The organism is Mucilaginibacter sp. OK283, assembly GCF_900110415.1.
GTDB lineage: Bacteria > Bacteroidota > Bacteroidia > Sphingobacteriales > Sphingobacteriaceae > Mucilaginibacter.
This window is the reverse complement of record NZ_FODR01000004.1, coordinates 218,312-239,099: the sequence shown is the minus strand read 5'-3', so window position 1 is coordinate 239,099 and position 20,788 is coordinate 218,312. Positions and strand designations below refer to the sequence as shown.

The window sequence follows — 20,788 nt, the reverse complement described above, 5'->3', positions numbered from 1 at the left end:
CAAGAATCAAGAAAGCAATATTAGGATATTTTGGTCACCTTCGATGGAAGAATAGATTATAAAGCTATATTTTCACATTATGCTTTTTTGTGCTTATCTTGATTCCTGGCTCTTGATTCTTGATTCGCATTTTTATACTTAAGTTTGGAGCAATGAAGATACAAATTATAAACGGCCCCAATTTAAACCTGCTCGGCGTTCGCGAAAAATCCATTTACGGCGATACCAGCTTTGAGGGTTACCTTGAACAACTGCGTGCGCGTTACCCGGCCGTAGATATAGCCTACTACCAAAGTAATGTTGAAGGCGAAATTATAAATAAACTTCACGAAATTGGCTTTAGTTATGATGGCATTGTGATAAACGCGGGCGCTTACACCCATACCTCTATCGCCATTGCCGATGCTATCGCGGCTATCAATACGCCGGTTATCGAGGTGCATATATCTAACGTATATAAACGCGAAGAGTTCAGGCATCACTCTATGCTGGCTGCAAGCTGCAAGGGCGTTATTGCCGGTTTTGGTATGGACTCATACAGGCTGGGGGTAGAGAATTTTCTGAATAAATAACAAGCCTTTCAATAATAGTCCATAACCGGAGGTACATGATAAACAACCGTCATGATCAAATACACACTAAAAGGACTAACTGCCGAGCAACAGGAACAGCAGCTAAAAAAGCTCCCCAGCCTTTATAAGCGCCTGGAGGGTTTTGTTACTGCTACCGTTGTTGTGTACCTTATTCTTTTTATGGCGCTGCATGTTATTTACAAAAAATTTGGGACGGAACCGGCGGCAACTCAAATTATAGCCTGTTTACTCGTTTTAGCTATTGCCTCGGCCTTAGCGGTATTTATTTGCAATAAGTTTGTAACGCCACTTAGTAACGCCAAAAAGATAAGTGCCATTAAAACCGGGCAGGTTGAAATTATTACTGTTAAAACATCAAGAGCGATAAAAAGAGCTGATTTTGATGATTTTGGGTCGGCTTTTTATATTGACGTTACTGATAAAAACCGAAAGAAAACCTTGTTTTTATGGGGACAGTACTTGGATGAAGGCGATTGCCAAAATAATTTCCCAAACACCGAATTTGAAATCATCCGCCAACCCGGCAGCGATGAGTTTATGAGTTTTAATTTATTGGGCCAACATTTTAAGGAAGACAAAACCTTGCCACCATTTGATAAAAAAATTTGGCAAACCGGGGCATATCCTGTTAATGGTGCTTTACTTGATCAAAGTATTGATGAGATAACTTGAGAGGCTGTCTAAAATTAAAAAAACAAACCGTCATTGAGGTACGAAGCAATCCCAACGATACAAATCGGACCTGCAAAGCTGCCCTGTGAGTAAGGGGATTGCTTCGTACCTCGCAATGACGCGTGGATATGTGCTTCATCAAAATTACGAAAACGTTCATAATTCAAATTAAGACAGCTTCTGACTATTATCCCGTCATCGCTAAACCAACTCCTGCGGTAAATCAGTAAATTTCCGCTTCTTTTTAACAAAAAACTGCCAAACTATGCTGCCCTGGAAAGTACCTTTTGAGTTATGAGTTATGAGTTGTGAATTATATAATCCTTTTGCCTTTTGCCTTTTACCTTTTGCCTTAAATAATCCTAAAACAAAGGCCTGGTGTGCCCTGCTTACGGCCCAGGCATCTTTACGTTTACCTTCCATCATAAACCGGATAAGGGCAAGCAAATCCATTAAAAAGCGGATACTGATAACCCAGAATGCCCTCCGGAAAGGCAGGTTCTTTTTTAACAATAAAAGGTTGTTCCTGAAATTGAGGTAGGTTTTAAAGGGGTTTTCGGTATTGAGCGTACCGCCGCCCACGTGGTAAACGGTAGATTCGGCGCAATACATCACTTTATAGCCCATATTTTTCAGTCGCCAGCACAGGTCAATCTCTTCCATATGGGCAAAAAAGTATTCGTCAAAACCGCCTGCCAGGTCCCAGTATTTCTTTTTGATGAACAACGACGCACCCGAGGCCCAGAAAACCTCGCCCGATTGCTGGTATTGGCCATGGTCTTTTTCAACTTCATAAAACATGCGGCCACGGCAAAAGGGATAACCGTATGCGTCAATAAACCCGCCGGCAGCGCCTGCGTGTTCAAATGTATCTTTATTGGCAAAAGCTAATAGCTTGGGCGCTGCCGCGGCTATCTTTTCGTCGCTTTCCATCAGGCTTATTACCGGTTCAATCCAACCGGGCACCACCTCAACATCGGAGTTTAGCAGGATATAATAATCAGCATCTACCTGTGCCAGCACACGGTTATAGCCGCCGGTAAAGCCATAATTTTCATTATTTTGAATGATCTTTATCGTAGGATAGTTTTCTTTCACAAACGCCACCGAATCGTCTGTGGAGGCGTTATCTCCCAAAACAACGTCAAGCCCGGGCCAGGTTGAAGCCATCACCGAAGGAAGAAATTGTTTAAGATATTTAATACCGTTCCAGTTTAAAATAACTACGGCAACTTTTGGTGCACTGATCATTTATGTTTGTCCTCCGGCTTAAACTTCCACCTCCGGTGACTCCATAGCCAATATTGAGGCTCCTTCCTGATCATCCCTTCCAGGTATTGCACATGCATTTCGGTTAGCTCATGCTCTGCGGTCTGTTTCGGGTTTTCTGTCAGCGGAACCAATGTGTAGGTATAATAACCGCGTTTAACGCGTTTCATGTCATAAAAAACAACAGCGGCATCAATTGTTTTCGAAATTTTTTCGATGCCCAGGAAAACTGCTGTGGGCTGGTTTAAAAAAGTGGTAAAATAGTTTACCTCGTTTACACCGGGGGTTTGATCGCCCACCAATACGCTTACCGTTAATTCTTTACGGTACTCTACCATTTTACGCATAGTTTGTTTCATGGCAATGGGCTGCCCCCCAAACCGCGACCGGATCTGGATAAAAAAATCGTTAAAAATCTCGTTGTTCAAGGGTTTATAAACAATCATGAACCTTTTATCAGTTACGAAGTTAAAGTTCAGCGCAGCCATTTCCCAGTTGCAATAATGGCCTGCTACCGCTATAATACTTTTGCCTTTTGCAAAGTATTCGTGAACTAATTGGGCATTGGTAGCCACTACCCTTTTTTGAATTTGTTTTTCAGATACGGTAATCATTTTTACCGTTTCTACAATCAAATCGGCCAGGTAATGATAGTATTTTCGTTCGATGTCGTGGCGTTCCTTTTCAGTTTTTTCGGGGAAAGCGTTGGCCAGGTTTTGCTGGACCACTGCCCTGCGGTAATGAACAATATGGTAGATAATAACGAATAAAACATCAGATATAAGGTATAAAAACCAAAAGGGCAATAGCGAGGTGAGGTATAAAAATAAAATCCCTAACCTTATAAGCCCCTTTTTTACCATTATTTTAACCAATTTTGACCACAAACATAAAATATATGATTGAAAAAGGTGCTGTATTACCTATGTTTTATCTTCCACCGGTTGAATACTTTGTACAATTAAACACGTACAAGCCTGATATACTGATAGAAAGAGAAGAACATTTCCCCAAACAAACTTACCGTAACCGGGCAAATATCTATTCGCCCGAGGGTATCCTTACATTGGTGGTACCGGTGGTAAAAGGTTCAAAAACACATACCAAAGTTAAAGATGTTAAAATAAGCTACGATTTTGACTGGCAGCGCCTGCACTGGCAAAGCCTGGGCGCATGTTACCGCCGGTCGGCTTATTTTGAATATTACGAAGACGACTTTGCCCGTTTTTATGACCGGCAAAAGCAAGTGCCTTATTTGTTTGATTACAACCAGGAGCTTTTACAAATGCTGCTCAAATTTCTCAAAATAAAAACTGAGCTGCAGTATACACCCGAATATCATCCTGAGTATCCTTCGGTTCCGGACTTTCGTACATCCATCCACCCAAAAAAAGAAACAGAGTTACAACAAAAACCGTATTTTCAGGTTTTTGAAGACCGGCAAGGCTTCCTGCAAAATTTGAGCATTGTCGATTTACTGTTTAACCAGGGCCCGCAGGCCATAAATTATTTGTAGATGAATAATCTGATAAAAAGGGTTAAGTATAATGCCCGCCGCAATGCAGGGAATGTTGGCGACAGCCCCGGGATGATTCGTGTGCCCGAGGGCGCTCTTAAGCCGCATATAGCCATGTTTAGCTATAATAAGGATGAGCTGATAACATCCGAAGGCAAAGACATTAAGGTGATATTAGCGCAGTTAAAAAAATGCGATAATCATACCCACTGGATAAAAATAAACGGCCTTGGTGATGCCCGGCTGATTGAACAAATTGGCGAGCACCTGAAGATAAACCCCTTGGTTTTAGAGGATATTGCCAATATTCATCAACGCCCAAAGTTTGATGAGTACGAAGATTACGCCTTTAGCACCAGCAGGATTGTTCATTTTAATAGCGAAGACGAACTGGTGAACCACCAGTTTTCGGCCATTATAAAAGACAATCTGATCATCAGCTTTGAAGAGGACCATGTGGAGTGCTTCGAGGCTGTGAAAGCCCGCTTAAAGGCTGGCAAGGGAGCCATCCGCACTGCAGGGCCTGGGTATATGTGTTACGCGCTTACAGATACTATAATTGACACCTATTTTATTTTGCTGGCGCAGATAGGCGATAAACTGGACGCCATTGAAGATAAGGTTTATACCGATGCTGATAAAAGCATCATGTTCAATTCGCAGCAAATTAAGCGTACGCTTATCATTATCCGCCGGGCAAGTTGGCCCGAGCGGGATAAGATAAACGACATGATCCGCTCCGACAGTCCATTGATAACACCCGAAGTTAAGCTATTTTTGCGCGATGCCTATGACCATTGCATCCAGGCGATGGATTTGATTGAAAACTACAAAGAGGTAACCTCCAGCATCATCGACCTTTACCTATCTATGGTAAGCAACCGCATGAACGAGATTATGAAGGTGCTGACCATTATTTCGGCAATATTTATTCCCTTAACTTTTATAGCGGGTATTTACGGTATGAACTTTTCCCGTCAGGACGATAAAGGCCACATCATCCCCGACAATATGCCCGAACTTTACTGGCGGCACGGATATGTTTATGCCATAGTTTTTATGTTTTTGATAGCCATTGTGCAGATATACATATTCTGGAAAAAGGGATGGTTTAATAAATTGTAAGCCGGCCCCTCTGAAAAAATGGGAATGGCACGTAAAAAATCCGTCATTGCGAGGTACGAAGCAATCTCCTACATGGTAAGTCCCACATAGTTCGGGATTGCTTCGTACCTTATAATGACATGATTATAATACGTTGATTATCAAATGTATTTTTTATTCCCCTCTCGAGAGGGGGAGCGGTAGGAGGTGCGTTGGCAGGGGTGTGTTTTTCCGCGTTTCATTGCGCGTGCATAACACACCCCTCCGCCCCTCTCAAGAGGGGAATCGCACTTTTCCACCGCTTTTTAAAAGGAAGCGCAAATCTGATGGTACCCAGAATAACCCCATTTGCAACCATGTCATTACTGTTTTTTCCAGCCGAAGCTGATGGATACTCGCAATGACGGTAGTTTACAACATTTGTTTAACTATATCCGTTGCACGTCATAACGATTTTTTTCAGGTTTTACCTGATGGATACTCAATGACGCATTTTTGTAGACAGCCTCTTAGAATTCAATTTTTCAAGTCTCCCCTTCAGGGGAGCTTTAGAGGGGTTTGGGCTTCTTACTTCGCAAACTCCGGCTTCAACTCCGCAGCCATTGCCTTCCTGAATTTCAGCACTTTGGGTGTTGATACCGAGGCAATATAGGGTTGGCTTAAATGAGTTTTGTAATAGCCCTGGTGATAATTTTCGGCGGCGTAAAATACGGTAAACGGCACAACCTGGGTAACTACCGGGTTACTATAATGCTTTGATTCATTTACTTTTTTGATTGTAGCCAGCAGGATATTTTTCTCTTCAGGCGTACGGTAAAAAGCTATCGAGCGGTAATCTGTACCTTCATCAGGCCCCTGGCGGTTTAACGTAGTTGGGTCGTGGGCAAAAAAGAAAGCTTCGGCAATTGTAGCGTAGCTAATCACCTTGGGATCATAATAAATCTGCACTGTTTCGGCATGGTTAGTGGTGCGGGTGCTAACATCTTCATAGGTCGGATTTTTGGTATTTCCACCGGCATATCCCGAAATAACCTTGTTTACTCCTTTAAGTTCAGACATGGCCTCGCTCATACTCCAGAAACATCCGCCGCCAAAGATAGCCAGGGCTTCGCCTGCTTTGGGTTTTGGCAACGGGGCCATCGCATCCTGGTTAGGTTGTCCGTTTGCACAGCCTACAAATAAAAATAGGCCGGCAATATATAACATCAACTTTTTCATAACTATTTATGTTTTTACTGTTAGTCGGATATACGCAGGATACCTTACAGGCGGATGGTCATCAATTGGTCACTTTAAGCTACCGTTATGTTAATAGTGTAATGACGCATAGTCTTTAGTCGAAAGTCTTAAGTTTTAAGTCAAAAAAGAATAATTTTACTTTTGACTTAAGACTTAGTACTATTAACTTAACACTACTTCAATTTCGGGCTAATGCCCTGGCCTTTATTTAGTGATTTGCGCACCATAAACAAAATCTCGCCTAAACCATTGGTCTTTATCTCAAAAACGGTAGATAACATCATCCCAAGCTTATCTTTTGTAAAACCTTTACCGCTCATCCACTCCAGGTAACTGATTGGTATATCGGCAATTATTGTGCCTTTGTATTTACCATAAGGCATTGGTGTTTGTACAATGTCAATCAATACTTTGGGGTCGGGCTGTAAGTTTTTCACGTGTTAAAGATAATGTTTTTTGGGATTGAAGATTTACCCTGATACTAACCCATTTACTGCAAACACAAAGCAATAACGCGTGTTAGTATTAAAATTATAAATTATGGAACAGCAAATTGAAGCCAAATTAACCGGCACCGACAGTACCATTGATGGCACGTTAGAACCCATTGCTTACGGCAATTTTACAAAAGCATATGAATTTAAGTCGGTTGATGGCACACTGCACCTGGTAATAGCGCAGGAAGCCGATGGCGAATGGATAAGGTTAACAGGCACCGAGCCATACCTGTCAAGTTGGATTGACGAACTTGCAGCCCAGGTGAGTTGAATTGCAAATACACAAACAATAACAACAGAGCACCGGCAATAAGCGCCAGTGCTTTGTTGCATGATACTAAAGCTTAATAGGCTTCATTTTAGGAACAAGCGCATGCATAATTAACCATGCCAGTATGTAGGCGCTGCCGCAAACAAAAAACATGATGTAATAGGCAATTTCTATTTTATGAATAGCCCTGTAATGCACAAACAGATTTTTTTGTACCGCCATTGACAAAAACACACCACCTATCGACCCAAACATCCCCCCTATACCGGTAACTGATCCAATAGATTTTTTAGGGAACATATCCGACACTGTTGTAAATATATTGGCGCTCCAGGCCTGATGTGCCGATGCGGCAATGCCTATAACCAATACTGCAAGCCACATGTTGATGCCGCCCAAAACCTGTGCAAAAACAATAGGGATCACAAACAAAGCGTAAATAAACATAGATGTTTTTCTGGCCTTAAAAACCGCCCAGTTGTTCCTGATCAGCCTCATTGGCAGCCAACCGCCAAAAACACTTCCAACTGTCGACATGGTATAAACAGCCGCAACCGGGAATGCCACATCGGTACCCTTTAAACCATATTGGCTTTGTAAAAAATCGGGCAACCAAAACAGGTAAAACCACCAGATAGGATCCGTTAAAAACTTACCGATAACAAATGCCCAGGTTTGTTTAAAAGTGAGCAGTTTACCCCATGATATTTTTTCGCCCTCAATTAGTTTTTCATCGGGCGTTGCAGTTTCCTGGTCGCTGTTGATATAATCAAGTTCTGCTTGTGTTACAAATTTATGTTTAGCAGGAGTTTGGTAAAAAAAGAACCAGAGTACCAGCCAGATAAAACCAATTGAACCGGTAATAACAAATGCCCAGCGCCAGCCCCAAACAACGGCGATATAGGGTACTGTTAAGGGAGCAACAATGGCCCCGATGTTTGATCCGGAATTGAAGATACCCGTTGCAAAAGCCCTTTCTTTTTTAGGGAACCACTCGGCTACAGTTTTGATAGCAGCCGGGAAGTTACCGGCCTCGCTAATACCTAATGCCGAACGAACAACTCCAAAGCCAAATGTACTGGCAACAAAAGCGTGGCACACTGCGGCTACGCTCCAAAAAAAAGTCGACAAAAAATAGCCCAGCTTGGTCCCTACTTTGTCGATAATGCTGCCGGCAGCCAATAAACCTAAGGAGTATGCTATTTTAAATGCAATTTCAATATTGGCGTAATCCCCATCGTTCCATTTGAATTCATCTGTTAGCGGCGACTTTAACAGGCTGATTACAGCCCTGTCAAGGTAATTAATGGTTGTTGCAAAAAAAACAAGTGAACATATCACCCATCTGTAATTTCCAACTTTTGCTTCTCTCATTATATAATTGGTTTATATTTTATTGGTTTGTAAGCGCAAACAAGGGGCAATTCGCGCTAAAATCAAAAGTTACCGGGCAGCTTTTACCATGTCAAGCAATGTTATGGTATCACTGTATAATTGGTCGTACAGTTTGTTTTCCAACACATTTTTGCTGATTAATTTGCTGCCCATACCCACCGCGCAAACGCCGGCCCTAAACCAGCTACTGATGCTGTTGATATTTAAATCGACGCCACCTGTTGGTATAAACAACTGCCCGGCAAACAAATCGCGGATTGACGATACAAACTCCGGCCCTAAAATATTGGCCGGGAAAATTTTTATTAGCGCCGCGCCATGTTGCTGCGCTGTATAAATTTCGGTAGGCGTCATACATCCCGGAATCCATAGCAACTCCTGTTTCGCGGTAAATTCACCCACTTCCGGATTCACAATTGGCGATACGATAAAATCTGCCCCGGCATCAATAAACGCCGTTGCCTCCTCCAGGCTTTTAATGGTGCCTATGCCCAGGTGCAAATCGGGCATTTTGGCCTGTTGAGCCTGTTTTAACACTTTAAAGTTGGCCAGCGCGGCGGCTCCGCGATTGGTATATTCAAATACCCTCACCCCTGCTTTGTACAAAGTGCGGGTAATTTCAAGGCTAACCTCGGCATCGGGATAAAAAAACAGCGGCAAGGTGCCCTGTGTTAATATCGCATCCAGTACTATATCTTTTTTGCTCATCGTTTTGTTAAGTCTTAAGTTTTGAGTCTTGAGTTCTAAGTCCAAAGTCTTTAGTCCAAAGTGTAATTTTGTCACTTTCGACTTAGGGCTTAAGACTTTCGACTCAAGATTATCAGTCAGTTCGCGGCTAACGCGACATTAGTAATTTCTTCAACTGTTTTATTGGTGGCATCGCCCTCAATAAACAGTTTGGTGTATGCTGCGGCAGTTGCAAACTGTAATGTTTGCTGCGGCCCCAGGTTATTATAAAAACCATAAATAAGCCCGGCCATAAAGCAATCGCCGCTGCCAACTTTGTCAACCACTTTATCGGTTTCATACTGGCTGGAGTTGTATAGTTTATCGCCGGTGTATAAAGCGGTATAGTAGTTAATACCCTCGCCGGCGTCAAATCTGAAAGTATTGGCTACAGCCTTGCATTTGGGGTATTGGGCCATGATGGTTTCTGACGTTTTAAGCGCCTCTTTCAGGTAAATGCTTTTTTGTCCCGATTCATGAATATCCGGTGCTACCGGGATGCCGAGCATCAATTCGGCCGCCCAAACATTACCCATTACCAAATCGGCATATTTTACAAGTTGTGGCATTACATCTATAGGCTGTTTGCCGTATTTCCATAATCTTGAACGGTAATTTAAATCAACCGAAATGGTGATGCCTTTTGCCGAAGCAGCTTCCAGCACCTCCAGGCAAACATCGGCCACATCCTGGCTTATGGCTGGACATATAGCGCTGAAATGAAACCAGCTTACACCATCCAAAACCTCGTGCCAATTAACCTGACCGGGCTTTAACATGGCAAATGCCGAGCCGGCACGGTCATAAATAAGGGCATTATTTTTAACATCCTTACCCTGGGTTAAATAATACAACCCTATCCTATCGCCTTGCTTAAGTATGGGCGAAGTATCAACCTTTTTTTCCTCCAGGTGATCAATTATCTGGGCAGACAGCGCATTGTCCGGCAGGGCTGTAAAATATGCCGATGGCAATTGCCAAAGCGCCAGTGCGCCGGCAACGTTCAGTTCGGCACCGCCTATAAAAAACGGCAGTTGGTTATCGTTAAGCCATTGGCCGCCGGCATCGGGGCAAATCCGCAAAAGCAGCTCTCCAAATGAAAGGATGCGGCCTTTTGATCCAGTTATTTCAAATGGTGCATTCATTTGCTCTGATCGAAATTAAAGTAATTCTTCGCGTTGTAATAACAAATGTCCTGCACTATCTTGCCCGTCCACTCTATATCGTTTGGCAACTCGCCGTTTTCGATATCATCGCCAAACAGGTTGCAAACCAGCCTGCGGAAATACTCGTGCCTTGGGAAAGATAAGAAGCTGCGCGAATCGGTAAGCATCCCTACCAGCCTGCTGAGCAACCCTATGTTGGATAACGCATTCATCTGTTTGGTCATTCCGTCCTTTTGATCCAAAAACCACCAGGCCGATCCAAACTGGATTTTACCGGCTACCGAGCCATCGTTAAAATTACCGGTCATGGATGCCATCAATTCGTTATCGGCCGGGTTTAAGTTATACAGGATGGTTTTGCTAAGCTGATTGGTGGTATCCAACCGGTTCAGGAATTTAGACAAAGCCCTGCCCTGCGAAAAATCACCTATCGAATCCCAACCTGTATCCGGCCCAAGCTCGCTTAATCCGCGGGCGTTGTTATTGCGTAAGGCACCCAGGTGCAATTGCATTACCCAGCCTTTTTCGTGGTTCCACAAAGCAAAATTATGCAGCATGGCCGATTTAAATTGCAAAGCTTCGGTTGCATCAAGGGACTGGTTGCTTCTGATCTTGATAAATATATCCGCTATTTCGGCATCGGTATAATCTTCGGCATATACCTGCTCTAAACCATGGTCAGATAACCGGCCTCCGTTTGCTGCAAAATAATCGTGGCGGCCTTTTAAAGCCAATAAATAGGCATCAATAGTATTGATAGCGGTGCCTGCAATCAACTGCAGTTTATCGATGTACAGGTTTAATCCTACCAAATCATCGGCATTCATAGCCTTATCAGGGCGGAAGGTTGGCAACACCTGTACTTCGTAGCCATCGGCTTTTATTTTTTGATGATAAGCCAGGTCGTCAAGCGGGTCGTCGGTAGTACATATTACCTCAACATTTTTGCTTTTGATGATATTGCGGATGCTATACTCCGGAGATTGCAGTTTTTTGCTACTCTCGTCATAAATCTGCCTGGCCGTAACCGGCGATAACAGGTCGTGAATATCAAAATACCGCTGCAGTTCGAGGTGTGTCCAGTGGTAAAGCGGGTTGCGCAGTGTATAGGGTACAGTGGCCGCCCATTGTTCAAATTTTTCCAGGTCGGTTTTCTTCCCGGTAATGTAATCCTCATCAACACCGTTGGCACGCATGGCACGCCATTTATAATGGTCGCCGTTGAGCCATACCTGGGTTATGTTTTCAAAGTTGATATCGCCGGCAATCTGGTCGGGCGGCAAATGGCTGTGGTAATCAATAATAGGCAAATCCGCGGCATATTCATGGTACAGGCGCCGCGCGGTTTCGGTAGTTAATAAAAAGTCTTTATCTAAAAAGTTTTTCATCAATAGTAGGTTATGCTTTATCCAATAAAGAGCGCTTAACGCCCATTTCAAGCCCCCGTAACTCGGCAAGCCCTTTCAGCCTGCCTATGGCCGAGTAGCCATGGTAAGTTTTGTGGTTAAAATCGTCCAGCAGTTTATGTCCATGATCCGGGCGCATGGGTATGGCAATATCATCCCGGCCATCGGCCACACGTTTTTGCTGCTCCAATACAATATTCTTCATTACGGCGTACATATCGGTACTACCACCCAAATGCTCGGCCTCGTAAAAGCTGCCATCAGCTTCCCGCTGCACATTGCGCAGGTGCAGGAAGTGAATGTGTTCGCCTAATCGTTCTACAATTCCCGGTAAATCATTATCAGCCCTTGCCCCTAATGACCCAGTACAAAAAGTGATGCCATTGCTGGGCGAAGGGTAATAGTTAACCAGATCGGCAAGGTCTTGCTCTGTAGATACCACCCTTGGCAGGCCCAATATCGGGAATGGAGGATCGTCCGGGTGAATGCACATTTTAACGCCTGCTTTTTCGGCAGCCGGGATAATTCCACGTAAAAAATAGGCAAGGTTTTCCTTTAAACCAGCGGCATCAATATCCGCGTAGCGCTTTAAGTGCTCTTTAAATTCGGGAATGGTTAATGTTTTGTTGGTGCCTGGTAAACCTGCCATCAGGTTATTGATCAGCTGCGTACGTTCATCGGCGGTAATATTGTCAAGGTATTGTTTGGCAACCTGCTGTTGGGCGGCGCTGTAATCATCGCGGGCGCCCAGGCGCGCCAGGATATACAAATCAAATGCGGCTAAAGCTTTAGCATCGTATCTTAAGGCAGTTGCCTTGTTGGCCAGCAGGTAATCCAGGTCGGTACGTGTCCAATCCAGCACGGGCATAAAGTTGTAGCATACAATGTTGATGCCTGCCTGCGCCAGATTTTGAAGCGTAGCCACATAGTTTTGGATATAAGTATCCCTATCGGCACCGGCAGTTTTTATGCTTTCGTGAATATTCACGCTCTCTACAACCGACCACCGTAAACCGGCTGCCTCAATTATATTTTTACGTTGGATGATTTCATCCAAACTCCAAACCTCGCCAACTGGGATGTGGTAAAGTGCTGTAACAACGCCGGTAGCCCCGGATTGCGAAATTGCTGTTAGTGTAACCGGATCGGCAGGGCCAAACCACCGGAATGTTTCTTCTAAATTATTCACTATAGGTTAATGGTATTGTAGTTTGAACGGGCAAATTACACATCATTAGTTTAGGATGGAAACGATATTTGCAACAATCTACGATAACGATTGCGGAGAAGCCTCGCCCTGCCCTCTCCAAAGGCTACTGTGTGTATACAAGTTTTAAGAAAACTGCAAAAGGGTGAATCTCGATCAAAAAAAGTAGAATAAATGTCTTTACCTGCGGTAAGTAGAAATGGGCATGGAAGAGGCGTTGTAAACTGCATAGATTAAATACAAACTGTGTGTACCGGAATAAGTGAAACAGGATGAAACACCCTGGCACGGGGTGAAACACCCTGACACGGGGTGGTACACCCTGGCACAGGGTGGTACACTACCATCGGTTAATATTTTTAATCCAGGCGATGCGTGGTGTTAAATTCATTGAATTAATCCGGCTGTGAGGCTGTGGGTAAAAAAAAGAGCGACAGGTAAAACCCGCCGCTCTTTAAGTATTTCAACAAAATTGTCTGCTACCAGAAAACAGAGTAAAGTGCAACCACGATACCTGTAATAATTACCGCACCGGCCAAAAAGCCTTTCGAAGTTTTAAACATCGATGCGTCAATTTCAAGGCCATTGGTAACAACACCTTTAGCAGCTTCAATTTTTGATATGATGTACATACCTATAATACAAATAACAAATACAAAGCCCATACGGTCAAGGAAAGGTATTTCGTACAGTTTGGTTACTTTATCATCCTGTAAAGCCAGTTTGGAGAAACCGTATGGCGACAGGAAGCTAAGATCGGCAAAGCGTGGCAAAACTTTAAATACACACGACATGATGAAACCACCAATTGTAGCAAACAAGGCCGCGTTTGATGTAGCTTTTTTCCAGAAAAAACCAAGAATGAACATGGCAAATATACCAGGAGATACAAACCCTGTATATTCCTGGATATACTGGAACCCTTGTTTACCTTCGCCCATCAAAGCGTTGCCGATAAAAAACGATAAAATAACGCCTAATGCCAAAGCAACGAGAACAGATATTTTACCAAGATTTACCAATTTTTTATCAGTAGCGCCGGGATTGATAGCTTTTTTATAGATATCTAATGTAAATATAGTGGCTATACTATTGGCTTTACCTGCTAAAGAAGCTACAATTGCCGCCGTTAGTGCCGCAAACGATAGGCCTTTTAAGCCGGTTGGCAATAAGTTCAATAAAGATGGATAAGCTTTATTAGGATCGGTTACACCTGTTGAGCTCATCATTTCCTGGTGGAACATGCCTTTTTGGTACAATAAATAAGCGGCAATACCCGGTAATACCACAATAACAGGCATTAATAGTTTAAGGAAAGCCGCGAAAAGAATACCACCACGGGCGGTTTTAAGGTTTGCCCCCAAAGCCCTTTGTGTAATATATTGGTTACAGCCCCAATAATTAAGATTGGTGATCCACATACCGCCTATTAAAACTGATAAACCAGGCAAATCCATGTAGTTAGGATTATCCTTCTTGAAGATCATGTGGAAGTGGTCTGAAGCTTCTGAATGTAATATTTTAAATCCATTTAATAAACCTGTAGTGCCCTCCTTCTCACTCAATAAAGTTAGCGCCAGGTAAGAAGCCATCAATCCGCCTAAAATAAGCACAGCAACCTGAATAACATCAGTGTAACCGATAACCTTCATGCCCCCAAGAGTAATAAATGCCGAGAAAACTGCCAGTAATATAATACATAACCAGATGTTGAGGCCAGATATACCACTGATAGCCAATGCACCCAGGTAAAGGATAGACATTAAGTTAACTACGATGTACAGCAACAGCCAAAATATAGCCATGATCATAGCAACCGTGCTGTTATAGCGCTGGTGCAAAAATTGCGGCATGGTGAATATCTTGTTTTTAAGATATACCGGTATAAAAAATACAGCCACAATAATCAGCGTAATTGCCGCCATCCACTCGTAAGTTGATATCGCTAAACCCATCTTGAACGCCGATCCGCTGGTGCCGATAAACTGCTCGGCAGATATATTGGAGGCGATTAATGATGCCCCGATTGCCCACCAGGTAAGCGATCCTTCGGCCAAAAAATAGTCTTTCGAGGTCGCGTCGGCATTATGCTTACGCTTGTATACCCAATAGCCATAGCTGGATACTATAACGAAGTAAATAAAAAACACGACATAATCGCCGTACGAGAGGGTTTTCAGGTTCATTGTTTGGTTAAGTTGGTTTTAATAATGTTAGATTGACAATTATAAGCTATATATAGCGATTTATCAAATTTTCTAAATATTCTTGTCGGCCACTTAATGTTTTTGGCTCGCCATTGGTTATTGCATAGTTACGCAAATCTTCTAATGATAGCTTACCATCCTCAAAATCTTTTCCCGAACCTGCATCAAATGAGGCATATCTGTCGGAACGGATCTTTTTATACTCCGATTTCTGCAAAATATTATCGGCTATAACCAGGGCGCGGGCGAAGATATCCATACCACCAATATGAGCGTAGAATAAGTCGGCCTGATCTGTTGAGTTACGGCGAATTTTGGCATCAAAATTAATACCGCCGCCTTGTAAACCACCTGCTTCCAGGATAATCATCATCGATTCGGTAATTTCGTTGATATCGTTCGGGAACTGGTCGGTATCCCATCCGTTTTGGGTATCGCCACGGTTGGCATCTATCGAACCTAATAAACCAGAATCTGCAGCTACCTGCAACTCGTGCTGGAAAGTATGGCCGGCCAACGTAGCGTGGTTAACTTCCAGGTTCAGTTTAAAGTCATTCAGCAAATCATATTTCTGCAAAAACCCTAAAACAGTAGCCGCATCATAATCATACTGGTGTTTGGTAGGCTCGCAAGGTTTTGGTTCGATAAAGAAGTTTCCTTTAAAGCCTTGTTTGCGTGCGTAATCTTTAGCGGTATGTAAAAATTTAGCAAAATGCTCCTGCTCGCGTTTCATATCGGTATTCAGCAGGCTCATGTAGCCTTCACGACCACCCCAGAAAACATAGTTTTCGCCACCCAAAGCAATGGTAGCATCAATAGCCGCTTTAACCTGGGCGCCTGCATGGGCCAGTACATGAAAATCGGGATTGGTAGCAGCACCGTTCATATACCTGCGGTGGCTAAACAGGTTTGATGTTCCCCAAAGCAATTTAACACCGCTTTCGGCTTGTTTTTGTTTGGCATACTCAACCAAAGCCTGGATGCGGCGATCGTTTTCGTTTACATCATTGGTGTAATCAACCACATCCACATCATGAAAACAGTAGTAAGGGATATTCATTTTGGTAATAAACTCAAACGCTGCATCCATCTTGTCTTTAGCGCGTTCTACAGCGTCGACTTTTTCGTCCCATGCAAAAATGTGGGTTGGCCCGCCAAACGGATCAGCACCGTTACCGTTAAATGAATGCCAGTAAGCGCAGGCAAAACGCAAATGCTCGGCCATAGTTTTGCCGGCCACTACCCTATTGGCATCATACCAGCGAAACGCCAGCGGGTTATCTGATTCCTGCCCTTCGTAAGCTATCTGACCTATTCCTTTGAAAAATTCCTTTTCGCCTGTGATGATTTTCATATTGTTTAATTAGTGAATTATTGAGTTAGTGAATTAGTGATTTTATTAGTTAGTGAATTAGCGAGTTAGTGAATTAGTGATTTTTTGCAGCTGCTCCATTTTTGAATTTCGACTTTTGAATTTTGAATTAACTCAACTGCTTGTTAAGTAACGTATTCCATTCATTATAAATAGGTTCAAAATCAACGGAAAGATCCGGCTCTATTAATTGGATGGCTTTGGTATTGCTGAATGCTTCTGACGGCGATTTGAAGATGCCTGCACCTATTCCGGCGCCTAAGGCCGCGCCTACGCTGCCGTCGTTGTTGTATAGCTCAACGGGGACACCTGTGGCGTTTACAAAGGTTTCGGTAAATAGTTCGCTTAAAAACAGGTTGCTTTTGCCGGCGCGGATAACGGTTGGGTTCATGCCGTTGCTGCGCATGATATCAAAACCATAACGGAACGCGCAGGCAATGCCCTCCTGTACCGCGCGGAAAATATGCGCCTGGGTATGCAGGTTAAGGTCGATATTTTGAAAATGGGCGCCTACCTGTTTATTGTTCAGCATACGCTCGGCGCCGTTGCCAAATGGCAGTACACGCAGGCCATCGCTGCCTAAAGGTGCTTTTTTCGCTTCCTGGTTAAGTTGATTGTAACCTAAGCCTGCGCCAAAATTGTATTTGGCCCAGCGGTATAAGCTGCCCGTTCCGTTAATGCAAAGCAATACGCCTAAACGTTTTTCCTCTTCGGAATAGTTTACGTGGGCAAAGGTGTTGATGCGCGATTGCTGGTCATAAGCCAGTTGATCGCTTACGCCGTATATTACGCCGGATGTGCCTGCCGTTGCAGCTACCTCGCCCGGGTTTAATACATTTAATGATAAGGCGTTATTTGGCTGATCGCCCGATTTATAGGTTACCGGGATGCCGGCTTTAAGGCCAAGTTTTTCGGCTACATCGCTTTTTAACGCGCCATGAGATGAAAAAACCGGGTTGATAACCGGGAACAGGCTTTCATCAAAACCAAAGTAATTGATAACATCTTTAGAGATGCCGTTGGTTTTAAAATCGAAGAATACCCCTTCGGATAAAGCCGATACCGAGGTGGTAATCTCGCCTGTTAGCTTCATGGCGATGTAATCGCCGGGCAGCATGATCTTGTCTATTTTAGCGTAAATCTCCGGCTCGTTCTCTTTTACCCAGGCCAGTTTGGACGCGGTAAAGTTGCCCGGCGAGTTTAACAGGTGCGATAAGCATTTTTCCTGGCCTATGGCGGCAAAGGCTTTATCGCCAATTTCAACGGCGCGGCTATCGCACCAGATAATGCTGTCGCGTAAAACATTCTGGTCTTTATCAACCAAAACTAAGCCGTGCATCTGGTAAGCTATCCCTATGGCGGCAATATCCTGCGGGTTGTAACCACCTTTGGCATGGCAGCGTGCCAGTGCCTGTTGCGCCTGGTCCCACCACATGAGTGGCGACTGCTCGGCCCAGCCGGGATGTACAGCCTTTATCGGCGATTCCTCGTCCGGAAACTGTGCTGATGTTATAATTTGTTGCGTATCAGCGTTAACAACACTAACTTTAACTGAAGAAGTACCTATATCAATCCCTAATAATAACATGGATTTTTCTGGGGTTTTAGCATGAATAGTAAAAACGGGTTTATTTTTGGGCATTTAACTTCACGAAATTAAATAAATATTTAAAATTACAATCGATTGCGTAAAATATTTTTTCCAACTTGCACTTTATAATGAAAAAGGGAAAACGCACCACCATTTATGACATCGCCGCAAAACTGGGCATAACCGCTTCCTCGGTGTCTCGCGCATTGAATAACAGCAACCAGGTAAACGAAAAAACCAAGGAGCTGATCATGAAAACCGCCGACGAACTTAACTACAAGCGTAACATCCTGGCGTCAAACCTGCGCAAGGGGCATTCCAAAACTATTGGTATTGTAGTGCCGCGCATTAACCAAAACTTTTTTGCCAACGTTATTGCGGGTATCGAGGAAGCAACCTATCAAAAAGGCTACAACCTCATCATCTGCCAATCGGGCGAATCGCATGATAAAGAGATACAGTGCGTGAATACCCTGATAAACCAGGATGTGGATTGTATTGTAATATCGGTATCGGCCGATGGCAACGACTACCAGCACCTGCAAAACGTGATTGACCACGGCATCCAGCTTATCCAGTTTGACCGCGTGGCCGAAGAACTGGAAACCCTGAAGGTAATAAACGATAACGAGCAGGCATCGTACGAAGCCGTATCGCACCTGATAGAAAGCGGCTACAAACGCATAGCCCTGCTGGAAGGCCCTCAAAACCTCAGCATTTTTAAACAGCGTAAAACCGGTTACCTGCGGGCCTTAAAAGCCTACAATATTGATGTGATTGACGAACTGATAGTTGAAAATGCCTGGACAAAAGAATTAGGCGCCGAGGGTACCCGCAAACTACTAAGCCTGCCCCAGCCTCCCGATGCCATATTTGCTTCTACATCTGATTTCTCGGCCCTGGGCGTTTTGGAGGTTGCCAACGCGATGAAAATAAAGGTACCATCGGAGTTAGGCGTTTGCGGCTACGCCAACGAAGGTTTCTCGGAAATTACCAGCCCATCCATAACCACGATAGACCAGTTTAGTATTTATATGGGCAATACGGTTGCCAACCTGTACTTCCAGGAAAAAGGCAATACCGATACCACATCCAAACCAAAAATCATCAGCATAAAACCTGAGCTGATTATAAGGGGATCGACGGCGAGAAATGGGAAAGGGTAGAAAGTATATTTATATTATTTTCTAAGTCGACCAAGATGAAGGTGCCAATGATCAAATTGTAACGCTTTCCCCAGGTTTTTGATTATTTACTGTAAATAAATCCTGTTATCTTTATTTAACAGATCATTAGCTATGATTTTCCCATTCAGCGTAAGCTATAACAGGCGATTAAAAGCAACAATAACGCCCGATAACCAACAACAGGTGCTGCAATATATAATGAGTAGTATATTGGAGGATAAAGCCAACAACGTTGTTGGCGATGATATACATGTAACCTATAAAGGTTCGACATCTGCAAGGAGAGGATCTTTATTCGGAAGTGTTGACAATGGTACTTTTAGTTTAATTTATAAAGATGATAGCTGGTGGTTGAATTATCAGATCAATATGCGTGAGCTTTTTGTTTTCGCAACCATAGCCTCAACTATTATGGGCGTATTTATGCTGTTAGGAGGCGGTCCCTGGTGGGTAGGCATTGCTGCATTTTTATGGCTATGCGGCGGCAATTGGATCATCATTTTTATAAGGCATGAGACTGTAGCCACCAGCATTGCTTCGGGAATTGATGACCTGATATGCGGTAAAACGGAACTACCTGAACAGGATAAAATGACGGGTGAACTTAAAAGCTGGTTTTAGTAAACACGTTGCACTTTGGATATTTTAATAATGCCAGCTTACACAAGTGGGAATAGCCTATATGGCATGGCAATTCAAAGCAATTCTCTCCTCTATAACAAATAATACACATACTCAGCAAAACCAGATTATTCTAAAAAACTCAGGATATAACCATCCGGATCAGTAATATAAAATTCCCGTCCGTAGGGCATTTCTCTTAGTGGCTGTATAATATTTATCGGCTGTTTTTTTATCGCTTCAAAAAGGCTGTTAATATCTGCTACCGCAAAACACAGGTCAAGATGTTCATTTTTAGCTTTGCCCGCCTTTTTTTCGATAGCTCCGTAACCTAATTTAAGGTGTATAGTGTAACTACCTTTAATAATCCCGGCATAAAAATCCTCGTAACGGAAATCAATTTCAAATCCCAGTTCGCGGGTATAAAAATCCAGGGAACGCTCAAGGTCGGCTACGACAAACTGCGGACTCATACTTTTGATTTTCAGATAATTTATACTCATTTTGATAAATTTAGAATTGTGCGTTAAGCCTCTCAAAAAACAAAGGGTAACCATCGGTATCCGCTACCTCAAACCCACGTAATCCATCACTATTATTATGGATTGGTTTGTAAAATAATACACTGGCACACATTATAACTAAATCACATTGCAAGCCCCTCTTTCCAGCGAAGCTGAAGAGAGGGTGGCGGGCGCAGCCTCGCCGGGTGAGTCTACGCCAACATTCATAACCGACGTTTTCTTGCC

20 protein-coding genes are annotated in these 20,788 nt (G+C 43.4%); 7 read left to right on the top strand and 13 right to left on the bottom strand.

All coding sequences use genetic code 11. The annotated features are described in order from the left end of the window. Positions 1-152 precede the first annotated feature (152 nt). Both aroQ and BMX56_RS11950 read left to right on the top strand, forming a co-directional pair. Complete coding sequence (gene aroQ / locus BMX56_RS11955) at positions 153-572, top strand: type II 3-dehydroquinate dehydratase (RefSeq protein ID WP_090647054.1); 420 nt, start codon at positions 153-155, stop codon at positions 570-572. Positions 573-623: 51 nt separating this feature from the next. Beyond that, positions 624-1,265, top strand: a complete 642-nt coding sequence (locus tag BMX56_RS11950) for a hypothetical protein (protein WP_090647051.1) — start codon at positions 624-626, stop codon at positions 1,263-1,265. A gap of 201 nt (positions 1,266-1,466) precedes the next feature. On the opposite strand, the gene BMX56_RS11945 is transcribed toward BMX56_RS11950, so the two are convergent. Both BMX56_RS11945 and BMX56_RS11940 read right to left on the bottom strand, forming a co-directional pair. Beyond that, positions 1,467-2,516: a glycosyltransferase family 2 protein gene (locus BMX56_RS11945; RefSeq protein ID WP_090647046.1), complete on the bottom strand. Its 1,050-nt coding sequence runs from the start codon at positions 2,514-2,516 to the stop codon at positions 1,467-1,469. Continuing rightward, positions 2,513-3,397 (bottom strand): lysophospholipid acyltransferase family protein, encoded by an 885-nt coding sequence (locus BMX56_RS11940; RefSeq protein WP_090647041.1) that lies wholly within the window; start codon positions 3,395-3,397, stop codon positions 2,513-2,515. Before BMX56_RS11940 ends, BMX56_RS11945 begins: the two co-directional genes overlap by 4 nt. Before the next feature lie 14 nt (positions 3,398-3,411). Between BMX56_RS11940 and BMX56_RS11935 the strand changes: the two genes are divergently transcribed. Then, entirely contained in the window at positions 3,412-4,050 is a 639-nt protein-coding gene (locus tag BMX56_RS11935) for a WbqC family protein (RefSeq protein WP_369829637.1), read from the top strand. Continuing rightward, positions 4,051-5,175, top strand: a complete 1,125-nt coding sequence (corA, locus tag BMX56_RS11930) for a magnesium/cobalt transporter CorA (RefSeq protein WP_090647035.1) — start codon at positions 4,051-4,053, stop codon at positions 5,173-5,175. Between the two features lie 546 nt (positions 5,176-5,721). On the opposite strand, the gene msrA is transcribed toward corA, so the two are convergent. Continuing rightward, the gene (msrA, locus tag BMX56_RS11925) at positions 5,722-6,372 is read right to left on the bottom strand and encodes a peptide-methionine (S)-S-oxide reductase MsrA (RefSeq protein WP_090647031.1); all 651 of its coding nucleotides are present in this window, start codon (positions 6,370-6,372) and stop codon (positions 5,722-5,724) included. 194 nt (positions 6,373-6,566) lie between these two features. Continuing rightward, positions 6,567-6,830: a DUF3820 family protein gene (locus tag BMX56_RS11920; protein WP_090647026.1), complete on the bottom strand. Its 264-nt coding sequence runs from the start codon at positions 6,828-6,830 to the stop codon at positions 6,567-6,569. Between the two features lie 103 nt (positions 6,831-6,933). Here BMX56_RS11920 and BMX56_RS11915 point away from each other — a divergent pair, with 103 nt between their 5' ends. Then, the gene (locus BMX56_RS11915) at positions 6,934-7,161 is read left to right on the top strand and encodes a hypothetical protein (protein WP_090647023.1); all 228 of its coding nucleotides are present in this window, start codon (positions 6,934-6,936) and stop codon (positions 7,159-7,161) included. A 66-nt stretch (positions 7,162-7,227) separates the two neighbouring features. Here BMX56_RS11915 and BMX56_RS11910 read toward each other — a convergent pair whose 3' ends face one another. The 8 genes from BMX56_RS11910 to BMX56_RS11875 form a co-directional block, all read right to left on the bottom strand. Further along, positions 7,228-8,535 carry an MFS transporter gene (locus BMX56_RS11910; protein WP_090647019.1) on the bottom strand — a complete coding sequence of 436 codons (1,308 nt, stop codon included), beginning with the start codon at positions 8,533-8,535 and terminating at the stop codon, positions 7,228-7,230. Between the two features lie 69 nt (positions 8,536-8,604). Beyond that, positions 8,605-9,264, bottom strand: coding sequence for a bifunctional 4-hydroxy-2-oxoglutarate aldolase/2-dehydro-3-deoxy-phosphogluconate aldolase (locus BMX56_RS11905; protein ID WP_090647014.1), 660 nt, complete (start codon positions 9,262-9,264; stop codon positions 8,605-8,607). A 116-nt stretch (positions 9,265-9,380) separates the two neighbouring features. Beyond that, complete coding sequence (locus BMX56_RS11900) at positions 9,381-10,427, bottom strand: sugar kinase (RefSeq protein WP_090647011.1); 1,047 nt, start codon at positions 10,425-10,427, stop codon at positions 9,381-9,383. Beyond that, a complete protein-coding gene (uxaC, locus tag BMX56_RS11895) occupies positions 10,424-11,836 on the bottom strand; it encodes a glucuronate isomerase (RefSeq protein WP_090647007.1) in 1,413 nt (470 codons plus the stop codon). Before uxaC ends, BMX56_RS11900 begins: the two co-directional genes overlap by 4 nt. Before the next feature lie 10 nt (positions 11,837-11,846). Further along, positions 11,847-13,046 (bottom strand): mannonate dehydratase, encoded by a 1,200-nt coding sequence (gene uxuA, locus BMX56_RS11890; RefSeq protein ID WP_090647000.1) that lies wholly within the window; start codon positions 13,044-13,046, stop codon positions 11,847-11,849. A gap of 494 nt (positions 13,047-13,540) precedes the next feature. After that, positions 13,541-15,241 carry a sodium/sugar symporter gene (locus tag BMX56_RS11885; protein ID WP_369829639.1) on the bottom strand — a complete coding sequence of 567 codons (1,701 nt, stop codon included), beginning with the start codon at positions 15,239-15,241 and terminating at the stop codon, positions 13,541-13,543. 52 nt (positions 15,242-15,293) lie between these two features. Continuing rightward, positions 15,294-16,622, bottom strand: a complete 1,329-nt coding sequence (xylA, locus tag BMX56_RS11880) for a xylose isomerase (RefSeq protein ID WP_090646990.1) — start codon at positions 16,620-16,622, stop codon at positions 15,294-15,296. 127 nt (positions 16,623-16,749) lie between these two features. After that, on the bottom strand, positions 16,750-18,228 hold the full coding sequence (locus BMX56_RS11875; RefSeq protein WP_090647993.1) for a xylulokinase: 1,479 nt from the start codon (positions 18,226-18,228) through the stop codon (positions 16,750-16,752). 131 nt (positions 18,229-18,359) lie between these two features. Between BMX56_RS11875 and BMX56_RS11870 the strand changes: the two genes are divergently transcribed. After that, positions 18,360-19,397 carry a LacI family DNA-binding transcriptional regulator gene (locus BMX56_RS11870; protein ID WP_090646986.1) on the top strand — a complete coding sequence of 346 codons (1,038 nt, stop codon included), beginning with the start codon at positions 18,360-18,362 and terminating at the stop codon, positions 19,395-19,397. Between the two features lie 132 nt (positions 19,398-19,529). Further along, positions 19,530-20,039 carry a hypothetical protein gene (locus tag BMX56_RS11865; RefSeq protein WP_090646982.1) on the top strand — a complete coding sequence of 170 codons (510 nt, stop codon included), beginning with the start codon at positions 19,530-19,532 and terminating at the stop codon, positions 20,037-20,039. 128 nt (positions 20,040-20,167) lie between these two features. On the opposite strand, the gene BMX56_RS11860 is transcribed toward BMX56_RS11865, so the two are convergent. Further along, positions 20,168-20,542 (bottom strand): VOC family protein, encoded by a 375-nt coding sequence (locus BMX56_RS11860; protein WP_177183786.1) that lies wholly within the window; start codon positions 20,540-20,542, stop codon positions 20,168-20,170. Positions 20,543-20,788 lie beyond the last annotated feature (246 nt).